Origin of the sequence: Microbacterium sp. IO18 (genome assembly GCF_049099505.1) — a bacterium.
GTDB lineage: Bacteria > Actinomycetota > Actinomycetes > Actinomycetales > Microbacteriaceae > Microbacterium > Microbacterium aurugineum.
In genome coordinates this window covers 557,690-572,254 of sequence record NZ_JBMJAF010000002.1, presented here as the reverse complement: position 1 = coordinate 572,254, position 14,565 = coordinate 557,690, and the positions used below count along the sequence as shown (strand labels likewise).

The 14,565-nt window shown below is 67.6% G+C and carries 16 protein-coding genes; 9 read left to right on the top strand and 7 right to left on the bottom strand.

Going from position 1 to position 14,565, the window contains the following annotated elements:
• The first annotated feature begins 59 nt into the window (after window positions 1–59).
• From ACLF6J_RS14530 to ACLF6J_RS14510, 5 genes are all read left to right on the top strand, one after another.
• The gene (locus ACLF6J_RS14530; RefSeq protein WP_134352172.1) at window positions 60–1,772 is read left to right on the top strand and encodes an MDR family MFS transporter; all 1,713 of its coding nucleotides are present in this window, start codon (window positions 60–62) and stop codon (window positions 1,770–1,772) included.
• 1 nt (window position 1,773) lies between these two features.
• Window positions 1,774–2,229, top strand: a complete 456-nt coding sequence (locus ACLF6J_RS14525; protein WP_047524442.1) for a MarR family winged helix-turn-helix transcriptional regulator — start codon at window positions 1,774–1,776, stop codon at window positions 2,227–2,229.
• A gap of 54 nt (window positions 2,230–2,283) precedes the next feature.
• Window positions 2,284–2,781 (top strand): MarR family winged helix-turn-helix transcriptional regulator, encoded by a 498-nt coding sequence (locus ACLF6J_RS14520; RefSeq protein ID WP_131492306.1) that lies wholly within the window; start codon window positions 2,284–2,286, stop codon window positions 2,779–2,781.
• A 37-nt stretch (window positions 2,782–2,818) separates the two neighbouring features.
• Window positions 2,819–3,907, top strand: a complete 1,089-nt coding sequence (locus ACLF6J_RS14515) for an alkene reductase (protein WP_134352171.1) — start codon at window positions 2,819–2,821, stop codon at window positions 3,905–3,907.
• A gap of 90 nt (window positions 3,908–3,997) precedes the next feature.
• Complete coding sequence (locus tag ACLF6J_RS14510) at window positions 3,998–4,258, top strand: type II toxin-antitoxin system prevent-host-death family antitoxin (protein WP_134352170.1); 261 nt, start codon at window positions 3,998–4,000, stop codon at window positions 4,256–4,258.
• Window positions 4,259–4,386: 128 nt separating this feature from the next.
• Here ACLF6J_RS14510 and ACLF6J_RS14505 read toward each other — a convergent pair whose 3' ends face one another.
• The 3 genes from ACLF6J_RS14505 to ACLF6J_RS14495 are packed head-to-tail and all read right to left on the bottom strand — an operon-like array spanning window position 4,387 to window position 6,784.
• Window positions 4,387–5,172, bottom strand: coding sequence for a DNA/RNA non-specific endonuclease (locus ACLF6J_RS14505; RefSeq protein ID WP_134352169.1), 786 nt, complete (start codon window positions 5,170–5,172; stop codon window positions 4,387–4,389).
• Between the two features lie 32 nt (window positions 5,173–5,204).
• On the bottom strand, window positions 5,205–5,945 hold the full coding sequence (locus ACLF6J_RS14500; RefSeq protein WP_244093504.1) for a cache domain-containing protein: 741 nt from the start codon (window positions 5,943–5,945) through the stop codon (window positions 5,205–5,207).
• A gap of 35 nt (window positions 5,946–5,980) precedes the next feature.
• A complete protein-coding gene (locus ACLF6J_RS14495) occupies window positions 5,981–6,784 on the bottom strand; it encodes a FadR/GntR family transcriptional regulator (RefSeq protein WP_134352168.1) in 804 nt (267 codons plus the stop codon).
• A 117-nt stretch (window positions 6,785–6,901) separates the two neighbouring features.
• On the opposite strand from ACLF6J_RS14495, the gene ACLF6J_RS14490 reads away from it, so the two are divergent.
• The 4 genes from ACLF6J_RS14490 (at window position 6,902) to ACLF6J_RS14475 (ending at window position 10,933) form a co-directional block, all read left to right on the top strand.
• Window positions 6,902–7,969: an ABC transporter ATP-binding protein gene (locus tag ACLF6J_RS14490; RefSeq protein ID WP_134352167.1), complete on the top strand. Its 1,068-nt coding sequence runs from the start codon at window positions 6,902–6,904 to the stop codon at window positions 7,967–7,969.
• Window positions 7,970–8,029: 60 nt separating this feature from the next.
• Window positions 8,030–9,211, top strand: a complete 1,182-nt coding sequence (locus ACLF6J_RS14485; protein ID WP_421076909.1) for an extracellular solute-binding protein — start codon at window positions 8,030–8,032, stop codon at window positions 9,209–9,211.
• Window positions 9,212–9,287: 76 nt separating this feature from the next.
• The gene (locus ACLF6J_RS14480) at window positions 9,288–10,115 is read left to right on the top strand and encodes an ABC transporter permease (protein ID WP_131492313.1); all 828 of its coding nucleotides are present in this window, start codon (window positions 9,288–9,290) and stop codon (window positions 10,113–10,115) included.
• A 5-nt stretch (window positions 10,116–10,120) separates the two neighbouring features.
• Window positions 10,121–10,933 (top strand): ABC transporter permease, encoded by an 813-nt coding sequence (locus ACLF6J_RS14475; protein ID WP_047523422.1) that lies wholly within the window; start codon window positions 10,121–10,123, stop codon window positions 10,931–10,933.
• Between the two features lie 4 nt (window positions 10,934–10,937).
• On the opposite strand, the gene ACLF6J_RS14470 is transcribed toward ACLF6J_RS14475, so the two are convergent.
• The 4 genes from ACLF6J_RS14470 to ACLF6J_RS14455 form a co-directional block, all read right to left on the bottom strand.
• Window positions 10,938–11,144, bottom strand: coding sequence for a CDGSH iron-sulfur domain-containing protein (locus ACLF6J_RS14470; protein WP_047523425.1), 207 nt, complete (start codon window positions 11,142–11,144; stop codon window positions 10,938–10,940).
• Window positions 11,141–12,181, bottom strand: a complete 1,041-nt coding sequence (locus ACLF6J_RS14465) for an iron-containing redox enzyme family protein (RefSeq protein WP_134352165.1) — start codon at window positions 12,179–12,181, stop codon at window positions 11,141–11,143. Before ACLF6J_RS14465 ends, ACLF6J_RS14470 begins: the two co-directional genes overlap by 4 nt.
• Before the next feature lie 90 nt (window positions 12,182–12,271).
• Window positions 12,272–13,129, bottom strand: coding sequence for an endo alpha-1,4 polygalactosaminidase (locus ACLF6J_RS14460; RefSeq protein ID WP_166804658.1), 858 nt, complete (start codon window positions 13,127–13,129; stop codon window positions 12,272–12,274).
• The gene (locus ACLF6J_RS14455) at window positions 13,126–14,523 is read right to left on the bottom strand and encodes an MFS transporter (protein ID WP_134352164.1); all 1,398 of its coding nucleotides are present in this window, start codon (window positions 14,521–14,523) and stop codon (window positions 13,126–13,128) included. The genes ACLF6J_RS14460 and ACLF6J_RS14455 overlap by 4 nt, the downstream gene beginning before the upstream one ends.
• Window positions 14,524–14,565 lie beyond the last annotated feature (42 nt).

Sequence of the window (14,565 nt, the reverse complement as noted above, 5' to 3'; positions counted from 1 at the left end):
TTGGCAACTAAAGGCGTATGGTTGACCTCGATCAACTTTCTACGCAGGAGCATTTCCCCTTGGCACACACCCCATCCGCAGTATCCGAGACACGCTCGGCACGCGAAGTCTTCACCGCGATCTCCGGGCTCGTCGTCGGCATGTTCGTCGCCGTGCTCTCCGGCACGGTCGTGTCGACCTCGATGCCGGTCATCATCGCCGACCTCGGCGGCACGCAGTCGCAGTACACCTGGGTGATCACGGCGAGCCTGCTGGCGACCGCGGTCTCGACCCCGATCTGGGGCAAGCTGGCCGACCTGGTCGACCGCAAGGTGCTCGTCCAGATCTCCCTCATCCTCTTCACCGTCGGCACCGTGATCGCCGGCTTCTCCACCGACACGAACATGCTCATCGCCGTCCGCGTCGTCCAGGGAATCGGCGTCGGCGGCTTGATGTCGCTGGTCATGATCGCGGTGGCTCTCATCATCTCCCCGCGTGAGCGCGGCAAGTACATGGGCGTCGTCGGCGGCATCATGGCCCTCGGCACCATCGGCGGCCCGCTGCTCGGCGGACTCCTCACCGACGTGTGGGGCTGGCGCTCCAACTTCTTCGTCGGCGTGCCCTTCGCGATCCTGGCCCTCGTGCTGCTGCAGTTCACCCTGCACCTGCCCAAGCCGCAGCGCGACTCGAAGGTGTCGATCGACTACTTCGGCATCGTGCTGCTCGCGGTCGGTGTCTCGACCCTGCTCATCTGGGTGTCGATGGGCGGCAACCAGTTCGACTGGGAATCCTCGACCAGCATCATGCTCGCCGTCACGGCCGGCGTCGCCATCGCCGCATTCATCACGGTCGAGTTCTTCGTCAAGGAACCGATCGTGCCGATGTCGCTGTTCCGCAACCGAACCTTCACGCTGTCGGTCGTCGCGTCGATCGCGATCGGCGTCTCGATGTTCGCCACCTCGGTGTTCCTCGCGCAGTACTTCCAGCTCGCGCGCGGCGCCACGCCCACCGAGTCGGGTCTCATGACCATCCCGATGATCATCGGTCAGATGGGTGCGTCGATCATCATCGGCCAGCTCGTGAGCCGGTTCGGCAAGTGGAAGGGCTGGATGCTGACCGGGTCGGTCCTTGCGACCGTGGGCGTCAGCCTGATGTCCACGCTGCGCTACGACACCCCGTTCCCGCTGGTCGCCGTGTACATGTTCGTCCTCGGTGCCGGACTCGGCATGGTCATGCAGAACCTCACGCTCATCGTGCAGAACGACACCGCCCCGCAGCAGCTGGGGGCCGCCTCGTCGAACGTGAACTTCTTCCGCACGATCGCGGGCACCATCGGCGTGACCGTGATGGGGTCGCTCCTGTCCACCAGCGTCGGCACGTACGTCACGGACGGGCTCTCCGGCTTCACGCCGACCTCGCAGGAAGAGGTCGACGCCCTGAAGCACCTCGCCTCGGGTGACGTCCCGAAGGTCGGACAGCTGCCGGACACGATCCGCTCGATCGTCGAGAGCGCCTACGGTCACGGCATCGCCGACGCCTTCATCGTCGCGATTCCGCTCGCCGTGATCGCCATCATCGCCATCGCGTTCATCAAGAACAAGCCGCTGTCGACGAAGAACGCCGCGGAGCAGATGCTCGAGCAGGCGGAGGAGTCGGTGATCGAGGTCTCCGAGGCTGAGGTCGGCGCCTCGCTCTCGACCGGAGCCATCCGGATCGACGGCGGGGAGTCCGCGACTCCGAAGACCGGTTCGGTGGGAGTGCTCGAACGCGAAGATCGGGACCAGGAGCGCTGACATGTCGTCCCCGGGAGCGGTCGCCTCGACGGATGTCGACAGTGCGCTCGGCGACCTGCAAGCGCATCTGAACCTCATCTTCGCGCGGACCAGGTCGCTGTGGAAGGAATCTGCAGCTCGGGTCCACCCCGAGCTGCAGGTCGCCGGCTACAAGCTGCTGACGTTCATCGATCGAGCGGGTACGGCCAACGCGCACGAGCTCGCAGACCGGTTCGAGATGGACAAGTCGGTCATCAGTCGCCAGGTGCGGATGCTGGAGGAGCTGGCGCTTCTGGAGTCACGACCGGATGAGCGCGACGGACGACTCCGGGTGCTGACGGTCACGGCCGGTGCGGGTGCGGCGCTCGCGGAGGTCCGCCGCGAGTACGGCTCCCGCCTCCAAGCCGTGATCGATGAGCTCACCCCCGAGGAGATCCGCGCCGCGTCCAAGGTCTTCCGGCTGCTCGCAGAAGTGTGAGACGAAGCCCCGCTGTCATGATCGACAGCGGGGCTTCGCCGTACACTGGCGAGCATGAGCGCCTCCTCCGACGCCCCCGCCGAGACCCCCGAATCCGACGCCGACGCGGAACTGCTGGGGGATGCGGAGATCGACCACGCCATCACCAGGGTCGAACAGGAACTCGGGCGCCTCTTCGCACGGATCCGGGTGAGCTGGCGTGAGGCCGCGGCCACCGTGCACCCCGACCTGCAGCCGCTCGGCTACCAAGTGCTCACCTCCATCGCGACGGGCAAGGCGACCTCGGCCGGGGCGATCATCGAACGCCTGCAGACCGACAAGTCGGCCGTGAGTCGCCAGGTACGCCAGCTCGAACAACTGGGACTCGTCGAGAGCATCCCGGATCCGGAGGACGGCCGGGCGCGCGTCCTCGTGGCCACCGACCTCGCCCAGGAGCGGGTCGCGCTCGCGCGGTCGCAGTACGAGGGGCGCATGGGGGAGCGGCTGCGCAGGTGGACGGCAGCCGACCTCGACCATTTCGCCGACCTGCTCGCGGCGCTCGGCGGGAACTGAGGGAATACGGGGAGCGCTCCGGGCCTTACCTCCCACTGTGAATCTCTACGAACCCGCCCGCTTCGGCGCCCTCCCGCTGACCAATCGCGTCGTCATGGCGCCGCTCACCCGCACGCGTGCCGATGACGACGGTGTGCCGACCGCGACGATGGCGGAGTACTACCGGCAGCGCGCAGGGCAGGGACTGATCATCTCCGAAGGTGTCTGGCCGGCTCTTGAAGGCAAGTCCTACCCCGGGCAGCCGGGCATCGTCACGCCCGCACAGATCGAGGCGTGGAAGTCGATCACCGCGGCGGTCCACGCTGAGGGAGGAACGATCGTGATGCAGCTCATGCACGGCGGTCGTGTGGGTCACCCCGCGATCTCGGGGGAGCCCCGGGTCGTCGCTCCCAGCGCGCTCGCCGCACCGGGACAGACCCACACACCCGAGGGCAAGGCCGATCTGCCCATCGCCCACGCCCTCACGCTGGAGGAGATCCCCGAGGTCGTCGAGCAGTTCGCTCAGGCCGCACGCAACGCGATCGCCGCCGGCTTCGACGGCGTCGAGGTGCATGGTGCCAACGGCTACCTGGTGCACGAGTTCCTCTCACCCGTGTCGAACGTCCGCGACGACGCGTACGGCGGGTCTCCCGAGAACCGGGCACGCTTCGCGATCGAGGTCGTGTCGGCCGTCGCTGCCGCCGTCGGAGCCGATCGCACCGGCATCCGTCTCTCGCCGCAGCACAACATCCAGGGTGTGCTGGAAGAGGACGCCGCCGACGTGCACGCGACCTACACGGCCGTCGCCGACGGGCTCGCGCCGCTCGGCCTCGCTTTCATCGACGTGCTCAACGCCGATCCTGCCGGCGAGCTCGTGCAGCACATCCGCCGCACGGCGGGCGCCCCGCTGATCGTCAACACCGGCTTCGCGATCGAGACGACGCGGGACGCCGCAGAGGCACTCGTCGCCGACGGCATCGCCGATGCGGTCGCTGCCGGGCGTCCGGTGATCGCCAACCCCGACCTGATCGAGCGCTGGCGTCAGGACTCCGAGCTCAACGAACCCCGCCCCGCGCTGTTCTACGGCCGGACCGCGGAGGGATACACCGACTACCCGTCGCTGGAGTCGGTGCGCGTCGGAGCCTGACCCGCGGTTCCCGGCGGACGTCGACGAACGAAAGCACGCGGAATCAATGCACTTTACGTAACTTATGTACATAAGTTGTATAATTTCCCTATGAACACGATCAGCCGCAGTGTCCCATCGAAGGATCTCCGCGACAGCCTCGCTGACGTCCTCGGGGGCGTCGCTTACGGTTCGGAGCGCGTGGGCGTCACGCGTCACGGAAAGCTCACTGCCGTGGTGATCAGTGTGGACGACCTCGAGCTACTTGAGGAGCTCGAGGCCGCCCGCGATGCGGCAGAGTTCGCCGCGGCGCGCACGGCCGATGATGGGCAGCGCGTCACGCTGGATGAACTGCGCTCGGAAGTTGCGTGACTGCGTATCGGGTCGAGTTCACGACGGCGGCCGCGAAAGAGGTCCGCAAGCTGGATCAACAGAATCGTCGCCGCATTCTGGGTGGCTCACCGGCGTGAGGTCTACGAGATGTGAGCAGACGACGGTCGTCAGAGCGCGATGTCACCGGCCGTGTCGAGAGGTCGCCATCCGGTCTCCCGTGCTCCCGGCTGCATGAGCACGTCGGAGGCGAGCAGTGGCCCGAGGTCGAGCCCGGTCAGGGTGGCGATGTCGGAGATGGGCACTTGGAACGTGCGGAACGCCGCCAATGGTGGGACGACGAGTGTCGTCTCACGGGTGTCGATCAGCGCGGACTGATCGAGCACGAAGCCGGCCGCAGTGAGCTCGTCTCCGCTGCGCCACGCGGCGATCTTCCAGAAGCGGCGCGGGATCCGGACACCCCGGTAGGGCGGGTCATCGTCGGCGAGGATCGGCGCGGTGAAGACCGACACGCGCTGGTCTGTGGTCTCGGCGTAGGCGAGCACGTGATCCTCGAGGCCGAGCCAGAGCTCCTTGGACTGGTTGAACGCCGCCGCCTGTGGTGCGGCGTTGGGATAGAAGAAGGTCGCCTCCGCCGCCGACCTCGCCTCGGAGAGTTCGCCCCAGCCCGGGTCGCGTCGCCGCACCAAGTGGCCCCGATCGAGATCGTTGCGCGCATAGACCGCCGGTCCCGTCTGCTCATCGGCGGGGATGCGGGGATCGAGCCGCCACTCGCCCGTGCGGGGCAGTTCCCGGAGCCGGGCACCGTCGATGTTGACCGCCGTCACCGCCGCCAGTCTGCGTGCGGGGTCGAGCAGCACGGTGAAGCGCGGGTAGGGGAGTTCACGGCTCGGTTGCGCGGGACGTGGAAGTGGCAGTGGCGTGCCGAGGAAGTCCGGGTCGTAGCCGTCGGTCATGCTCCTATCGTGCACGGGGGCTCCGACGAGGGCTATCCGGATCGAAGGGCGCTACCTCGTTCGTCGCCGGGCTCGACGATCACGTCGAGCGCGACTCCCTCGCAGCCGACGCGCGGAAGAGCGGCGAGACCGCTGCCGCGCACGGAGTCTCCCGTGGCCCATCGAGGATCGGTCGATACCACGACCCGACCGACGCCGTTCGTCAAGGTCACCTCGCATCCGAGTGCGGCGAAACGCGGAGTGAGGTCCTGTTCGACGGCCGACACCAGCAGGTCGAGTCCGGCGACTCCGATGCGCGCTCCGTCCACCTCGGCGGGGACCGCGATCGTGATCGTGTATTCGTCGCTGCACAGGTAGTCGACGTAGGGGCCCGCGACGTGCGGCTCTCCGGTGGCCATCGGCACCCGGAACCACTCCAGCGCGCTGTAGTCGATGTTCTCCTTGTTCAGCGACTGGGAGGCGAGAACGAGCTGTCTCCGATCCTCGCCCTGCCACCAGGCGAGGTGACTGTGCGCGTCGGTGAGGAGGTCGATCGCCGCGATGAATCCTGCTCCATAGACGGGTCTCTCCTGCAGGGCAAGAGTCATCAGGGCGTGGGGTTCCACGAGCGTGTCGATCTTCGAACGGGTGAGCGGGCCGGTCGCTCTCGCCTCGGAGACCTGGGCGGCGAACGGGTCCACCCAGTCGAGGAGCGTGCGCACGGGCGCCGTGAAGTAGTCCTCCACGATCGCCGCTGCGGCCTGGATGGCGGTGTCGGTTGCTGTGTTCATCATCGCGTCCTCCTGTGCACGTCGATGGGGGCTGTGTTCTAGCCGGTGGTGGCCTGGAGCCGGATCAGGGCATCGATGGTCTCCGCCGCCATGAGCTCGGTTCTCGCCCCGGCGGCATCGGGGTCTCCGGCCTCCACGGCGTCGATCACGGCGGCGAGGTGAGCGGCCTGCCGTCGGAGGTTCTCGGTCTCGTAGGCGACGAGGCGCAGAAAGGGGGAGAGCTCCGCCTGCAGCTTCATCTGCTCGCGGGTGAGTCGCGCCGACTGGCTCAACGCGACGATCTCGATCTGCACGTCGTCGAGGAGGCGGCGCTGTGCTTCGGGGTCGAGGTCTTCGATCCGCTCCAGCCGGCGACGCACCCGCTGTGTTTCGCTGGGATCGGCGCGCCTCGCCGCGAGTCGGACGCATGCTCCGGTGATGGCGGCGTAGTGGGCACCGAGGTCTCGCAGTGCTAGGCGCGACGTGCGGCGCACGGCCTCTCTGGCGAAGGTGAGCGGATCGGCGTGCGCGGCGACGAAGCTGCCTCCGTTCCGCCCGCGGCGGGTGACGACGAGGCCGCGGCCCCGGAGGGCGAGGAGTGCTTCACGTACCGTCACCGGGGCGACCCCGAGGCTCTTGCTCAGGTCTGCTTCCGATGGGAGTCTCTCGCCGGCGCGGAGGTGCCCCCGCGTGATCGCATCGACCAGGCGACGCTCGACGAGTTCCGCCCTGCCTTCGTCGCCGATCGGCTGGAACAACGCCCCCTGGAGTCGATGCGGCTGCGCATGCTCCGTCTCTGTTTCGAGTCCGGGGGAGAGCTCCGCAGAGGCGTGCGTCGGGTGCGTCGTCGAGCTCGATCCCATCCTGCGATTCTCCCTTCCGTGATCACGATACCCAAGAAGTTCCTGTTGACATATTACCTATGGGTTTATATGTTTTGGTGAATCTTCCGAGTTCGACGACGATCTGAGGAGCGCGAGATGATCGCCACGGCACCCGCAGCACCCACAACACCCGAGGGCACACGCCCAGACGGGACGGTGACTCTGAGCGGCGTCACCAAGTCCTTCGGCGAGTTCACCGCCGTCCGCGACCTCGACCTCGAGGTCGCGTCGGGTGAGTTCCTGTCGATGCTGGGCCCCTCCGGCTCCGGCAAGACCACGGTGCTGCGCATGATCGCCGGCTTCGAAGACGTCACCGCGGGCAGCATCCTCCTTTCCGGGGTGGACGTCACGCGTACGCCACCGCATTCGCGCCCGGTGAACACGGTCTTCCAGGACTACGCGCTCTTCCCGCACCTGACCATCGCCGACAACGTCGGCTACGGGCTCCGCGTGCGCGGCGAAGGCAAGGCCGCCCGGGCCGCCCGGGTGCACACCTCCCTCGAGCAGGTGCGCCTCGACCATGTCGCCGACCGACTGCCCCACCAGCTCTCGGGCGGCCAGCGTCAACGCATCGCCCTGGCCCGAGCGCTGATCCTGCGCCCGCAGGTGCTGCTGCTCGACGAGCCGCTCGGCGCACTCGACAAGCAGCTCCGCGAGCAGATGCAGATCGAGCTCAAGCAGATCCAGCGCGAAGTCGGAATCACCTTCATCTTCGTCACCCACGATCAGGAGGAGGCGCTCACGTTGAGCGACCGGGTCGCGGTGTTCAACGGCGGCCGGGTCGAACAGGTGGGTGCCCCTCGAGATGTCTATGAGCGACCGGAGACGGAGTTCGTCGCGCGCTTCCTCGGCCTCTCGAACCTCATCGGCGGGGAACTCGCCGAGGCCCTCACCGGCGACCGGCAGACGATGAGCGTGCGACCGGAGCGCATGCGGTTGACGGGCCGCGATGCGGCGCTCTCCCCGGGGGAGGTCTTCCTCGACGGCACGATCACCGAGATCGTCTACACCGGCCCGGCCACCCGCTACCTGATCGCGACTGACGCGGGGATGGACGTCACCGCCGAACGTCCCAATGCCCGGCACTCCGCCGCCGACGACCTCGCCCGCGGTCACCACGTCCGTGTCGTCTGGTCTCCCGACCAGGCGGCTCGGCTTCCCTGAAGAACGCAACAACCGAACACCCGATGCACACCTGCAGCACTGATCACGAAGGAGCGATCCATGCGTAAGAAGATCCTGGCCACCACGGCGATGGCAGCCGCCGCCGTCCTCGCCCTGTCCGGCTGTACCACCGGAGGTGAGGCCGCCGAAGGCTCCGGCGAACTCCAGATCGACGTTCCCGACATCGCCATGCAGGATGCCCTCGGCGACTACGAGGGAGAGGTGAACATCGTCGCCTGGAGTGGATTCGTCGAGCCGGCGTGGAGCGACGCCTTCACGAGCGAGACCGGTTGTGTGGTGAACCGTCGTGTCGCCGGTACCAGCGACGAGATGGTCCAGCTCATGCGCACCGGCGACTACGACCTGGTCTCCGCTTCGGGGGATGCGAGCCTGCGTCTGATCGCCGGCGGCGACGTGCAGCCGCTCAACCTGGAGCTCATCCCGAACTTCGGCGACGACATCGTCGAGGGCATGAAGGGCCAGATCTACGACACGATCAACGGCAAGTCGTACGGCATCCCGATCGGTCGAGGCGCGAACATCCTGCAGTACAACAGCGAGATCGTCACCGAGGAGCCCACCAGCTGGGACGTCGCCTGGGAGAAGGACAGCCCGTATGCGGGCAAGGTCATCGCCTACGATGCTCCGATCTACATCGCCGACGCCGCGGTGTACCTGATGGCGCACGAGCCCGACCTCGGCATCACGAACCCGTACGCGCTCGACGAGGAACAACTGGAGGCGGCGATCGACCTGCTCAGGCAGCAGAACGAGATCGTCTCCGAGTACTGGTCCGACCCCGCGGCGCAGATCACGTCCTTCGCGGGCGGGACCACCGTGCTCGGCACATCGTGGGAGGTGCTGCGCAAGCTCACGGAGGATGACAGGTTCCAGAGCGTGCTGCCCGAAGAGGGCTCGACCGGCTGGTCGGACGCCTGGATGCTGGCCACAGAATCGAAGAACCCGAACTGCGCGTACGCATGGATGGACTACTCGTCTTCCCCGGAGGTGAACGGCGCGATCGCGATGAACTTCGGCATGGCGCCGGCCAACGCCGCCTTCTGCGACACCAGCGAGGAGGCGAAGGCGCACTGCGAGTACTTCAACGCGACGGACGAGGAGTACTTCAAGAACGTCTGGTTCTGGACGACGCCGATCGAACAGTGCATCGACGGCCGCACCGACGTCACCTGCACCAACTTCCAGCAGTGGACGGACGCCTGGCTCTCGGTCAAGGGCTGAGCCGCCTCGAGGGGGTGGGTCGGCAGGCCCATCCCCTCATCCGCCCGCATCTTCCGCAACCACGAACGGGATCGACATGAAGCGCCGCCTCCGGATCGCCGGGCTCCTGGCCCTTCCGATGACCTGGCTCATCGGGATCTACATCTTCTCGCTGGTCATGCTCCTGGTGACCGCGTTCTGGATCACCGACCCCTTCACCTCGAAGGTGAAGCCGGGGTTCACGCTGCGCAACTTCGAGCAGCTCCTCGTCAATCCCGCCTACCTGTCGACATCGATGCGGACGCTGGGCATCGCGCTCGCGGTGACGGTGCTCGCCATCCTCATCTCGGTGCCTCTCGGCATCTTCATGGCCAAGATCGCGTCGCCGTGGCTCCGGGCGCTCCTGGCCGTGTCGATCACCCTGCCGCTGTGGGCCGGGTACCTGGTGAAGGTGCTCGCGATGCGCATCACCTTCACCGAGCAGGGATTCGCGAATTGGTTGCTGGCACCGTTCGGGATCTCCGGTCCGGGGTTCAGCGTGCTCACCGTCGTGCTCACCCTGACCTACCTGTGGCTGCCGTACATGGCGGTCCCGGTGTACACCGCGATCCGCCAGGTGCCGCCCAACCTCTTCGATGCGTCCGCCGACCTCGGTGCCGGATCATGGCGAACGATCGCATCGGTGGTCCTGCCGATCATCAAGCCGGCCCTCATCGCCGGCTCCGTCTTCACGTTCTCCCTGAGCCTCGGCGACTATCTGGTCGCCCGCTTCGTCGGCGGGGACACGCAGATGATCGGCAGCGTGATCGCGTCGAACATCAATCTGAACCCGCCGCTGGCGGCCGCGTACTCGCTGGTCCCCATCGCGTTCGTCGTCATCTATCTGGTGAGCGTGCAGCGCACCGGTGCTCTCGAAAGGATGTGAGTCGCATGCTGAGACTGTCCCGCACCTCGAAGGTCGTGCTCGGCGTCATCGTCGCGGTCGTCCTCGCCTTCATGTACATCCCGCTCGCGCTGGTGGTGCTCAACTCGTTCAACGCCGCGCGCATCGTGAGTTGGCCCGTGAGCGGGTTCTCGCTCGAGTGGTGGGGCAAGGCGTTCACCAGCGAGCCGGTGCGCGCGGCGCTCCTGAACTCCGTGCTGGTCGCTTCCGGCGCAACCGTGATCGCCGTGATCCTCGGCACGCTCGTGGCCTTCGCCCTCCAGAGGTATTCGTTCTTCGGACAGCGCGCCGTGAACCTCCTGGTGGTGCTGCCGATCGCGCTGCCGGGCATCGTCACCGGCGTCGCCCTCAACAACACGTACAACCAGATCCTCGAGCCGATCGGCATCCAGGTCGGCTTCTACGGCATGATCATCGCGCACGGCACCTTCTGTATCGTCATGGTGTTCAACAACGTGCTCGCCCGGCTGCGACGAATGAACCCCGGCATCGAAGAGGCCTCGAAGGACCTCGGTGCGAGCCCGTGGCAGACCTTCCTGCTGGTGACCCTCCCGCAGTTCCGCAGTGCGCTGATCGCCGGAGCGATCCTCGCCTTCGCGCTCAGCTTCGACGAGGTGTACGTCACGATCTTCACGGCTCCGCCGGGCGTCGACACCCTGCCGCTGTGGATCATGAACCAGATGGCGAGACCCAACGAGGCCAACGTCGTCAACGTCGTCGCGACGGTCGTCATCGTCGCGTCCTTCATCCCGGTGTGGATCTCACAGCGGCTCGGGAAGGAGGTCGACGAGCGCGACTGACCGGTCAGTCGTCGGTGCGGAAGCCGGCCGCCTTGTGCGTGCCGTCGCAGAAGGGCTTGAGGGCGGAGAGGCCGCAGCGGCAAAGGGCGACCGTCCGGCGGTGCGGCGCGATCGGATCCCCCTCGACGGTCAGCACCTCGATGTCGCCCCGCACCAGCAGCGGGCCGTCGGGGTACGGCGTGATCGTCACAGGCTCCCGTGCGGCGCTCATACGCCCGCCCGCTGCCGGAGCGCGGAGGCCCCCGCCGTCCACGCCTCCAGAGTGGCGGTGCCACCCCAGCCGTCCACCGTCAGGCAGGCGGCGGCCCCGAACATGATGTCGGGGAGCAACTCCGGATGATCTTCGGCGAGGCTTCCCGCCAGATCACGGGCGGCGATCTGCTCGTGCACCGCATCCGCTTCCACATGCTCGTCGAAGTACGCGGTGACCGCGGCGTCGAAGCCCAGACGACGCAAGCCGTCGGCGTACAGGCGGCAGGGGATGGAGGAGGTCATCTCGTAGGCCGCCAGGTGTCCGACGATCGCTCCCACCAGGCGGCGGTTGAGACCGAACAGCGACATCATGTTCAGCGAGGCGAGGGTGAGCGCGGGCAGATCGTCGATGTACGCGCCATAGGTCGCGTCGAGACCCGCGGCCGTCATCGCACGAGCGAAGAGCGCGGCGTGCACACGCTGTGGACGCCCGCCTCCGTACTCGTCGGACTGGATCTCGACCAGCGCTGCCTTGGCGCGACCGTCCAGCCGCGGGATCGCCCACGAGTGCGGGTCGGCCTCGCGCAGCGTGTAGGCCGAACGTTGGATGAGCATCTCCCGCGCCTGCTCCTCGGTCGCCTTCTTCACGAAGTAGCGCGAGAGGCTCGGCCCGGTGTCGGCCTCGGCGAGGGCGAAGAGGGCGCGGCCGACGGCATCCACGGTCGGGTCCGGCAAGTCGGGCGTCGGAATGCGCGCGCGCAGTGACCTCTCGAACGCCGCCTCGAGGACCTGTCTGGTCCGCAGGAGCGCGGGGTCCCACTCGAGGTCGGCGTCCAGCTGCGGCAGCGATCCGTAGGCGGAGGCGTAGAGGACGAACAGCGCGAGCTGGATGTCGTCGTCGCGCACGACGTCGGTGCTCGCTGCCACGGCGTCGGCGGCGAGTGCGGTGTGGTCGGACGCGGTGCCCTCCGTGAGATGTGCGATGACTGCGCGGCTCAGCGGGCCTCGATCGCGGAAGGCGAGGGCAGTGGGGGCGACGAGGGTGGATGCGGTCATAGGTCGGGCTCCTGACGATGGGGACAGGAGCATCCTGTGCGCAAACCCGTGACAGGTACAGGGACTTGACGCGGAGGCTCCGACGCCTCTCTAAGGGCAGGTCTCGAACGCGTACCCGTCGTCACCGGGCGTGACGAGATCACGGTCGCGGAGGACCATCGAGGAGGGCGCGTCGCCGTCTGCGCACATCTCGATGAACGGGCGGGGGAGTTCATCCGTGTACTCGATGTCGATGACGTGCTCTCCGTAGACCGCTGTGTACACGCCGCACTCCCGGTACACCGCGCATTCCTCGGTGACCGCGAAGTCGAAGCCCGCTCGCTCGTGCAGCGTGGAAGCGTCTTCCGCGGCGTTCTTCTGTCCGGCAGCGAGCCCCGCCGCGTGGGCGGCCTCGACGTAGAGAGTCGCCAGCGCGAGGTTGTCCTCGAGCGAGAGTGCGCCGTCCGACCGCGAGTACGAGTCGAGGTTGTCGAACTCCACGGCATCGAAACCGGACTCGGCGCAGCCCGCGATCCACGCGGTCACGGTGTCGGCGATCCGCGCGCGGCGCTCGGCGCTCGCCGTGTCGAGCAGGGCCTCATCCGGCCAATCCGGATCGAACACGACCTCGCCGTCGTGCCGCAGCAAGAGGTCGTCGGGCCAGGAACCGAGCTCAGCCGGTTGGGTCTGGAAACCGTTGACGTAGCAGATCGAGTAGACGCCCGGTGCGGGATCGGCACCACGGTCACGCCCCACGACGCCGACTTCCGGCGCGGGATCATAGGCACCACCGAGCTGATAGTCCGGAACAGCGCCGGCCGGTGGGAGCGCAGGGGCGCGCTCGGACTCGGGCGTCGCCGGAGGAGCTGCACACCCTCCGAGCGTGAGCACCAGTGCCACGACGGCGGAGAGCAGCGCGCCCCGGCGCGTCCGGCCGTCAGGTCTGCGCGGGCCGCTCGACAGCGTCAATGCGGATCCGTGCCGGAGGCCGCGATGTCCGCCGGGACGGGCTCGGCCGGATTGCGACGGATGCCGATCCACGACACCACCCCGCCGATCACGAGCAGCATCGCGGTGACCCACGCCGCACTGTGGAACCCGTCGAGGTCGAGCTGTCCGCCGACGATGGTGGAGAGCATCGCGACCACGAGCAGTCCGGCGACGCGGGAGACGGCGTTGTTGACGGCCGAGGCGATGCCGGAGTGGTTCTCATCGATCGCACCGAGGATCGCGGCGGTCAGCGGGGCCACGGTGAGAGACAGACCGAGACCCATCACGATCATCGCGGGCAGCACCTGCCACCAGTAGTCGAAATCGTCGGCGACCGACAAGAGCATCAGTGCTCCGACGGCCATGATCAGCGGTCCGACCGTCATGAAGATGCGCGGACCCCACCTGCCCGCCCAGCGACCGGCGCGCGAGCTCACCAGGATCATCAGGATGGTCATCGGCAGGCTCGCGAGACCGGCGGCCGTCGCGCTCAGCCCGGCACCCTGCTGCAGATAGACACCCACGACGAAGCCGTTGAGCGACAGGGCGGCGTACACGAAGAGGGTGGCGAGGTTTCCCCAGCCGAAGTCGCGCACGCGGAACAGCCACAGCGGCATGAGCGGGGAGGCGGAGTGCTGCTGGCGCCACAGGAACAGCCCGAACAGGGCGGCACCTGCGACGGCGGGGATCCAGATGGCGGGCGACTGCCATCCCATGTTGGGCTGCTCGATCAGGGCGAACACCACGGCGCCGAGCCCGATCGCGCACAGGGCACCGCTCCACCAGTCGACCTTGATGCCGCGCGGATGCTCGGGCAGATGCAGACGGGCCAGCAGGAACAGGGTGATCGCGATGGGGACGACGTTGATGAGGAAGACGAACCGCCAGGAGATGAAGTCGACGAACAAGCCGCCCAGCAGCGGCCCGACCAGTTGCGCCCCCGTGGTGAACGCGGTCCACACCCCGATGGCCCGGGCCTGGACGTCGGCGCGCATGGTCGCGGTGATCAGCGCGAGCGAGCTCGGGACCAGCAGTGCTCCGGCGGCACCCTGTGCAGCCCGGGCGACGATCAGCATCAGCGGGTCGACGGCGGCGGCGACCGCGATGGAGGCGATGCCGAAGGAGATCAGGCCGATGCGCATCACGAGGACGCGTCCGTACGCGTCGGAGACGGAGCCTGCGAGCAGGATCAGGGCGCTGAGAGTGATCAGATACGCGTCGACCACCCACTGCTGTGTGGTGATGCCGCCGCCGAGTTCACGACTGATCGCCGGCAGTGCGACGTTCACGACCGTGCCATCGAGGAACGTCACGAACGAGGCGAGCACGGCGATCGAGATCACGAGGCGCTGGAGAGGGGCGAAGGATGCCACAGGCCGACCTTACTCCCGGTGACGGACCCCGGGGCGGTGGGG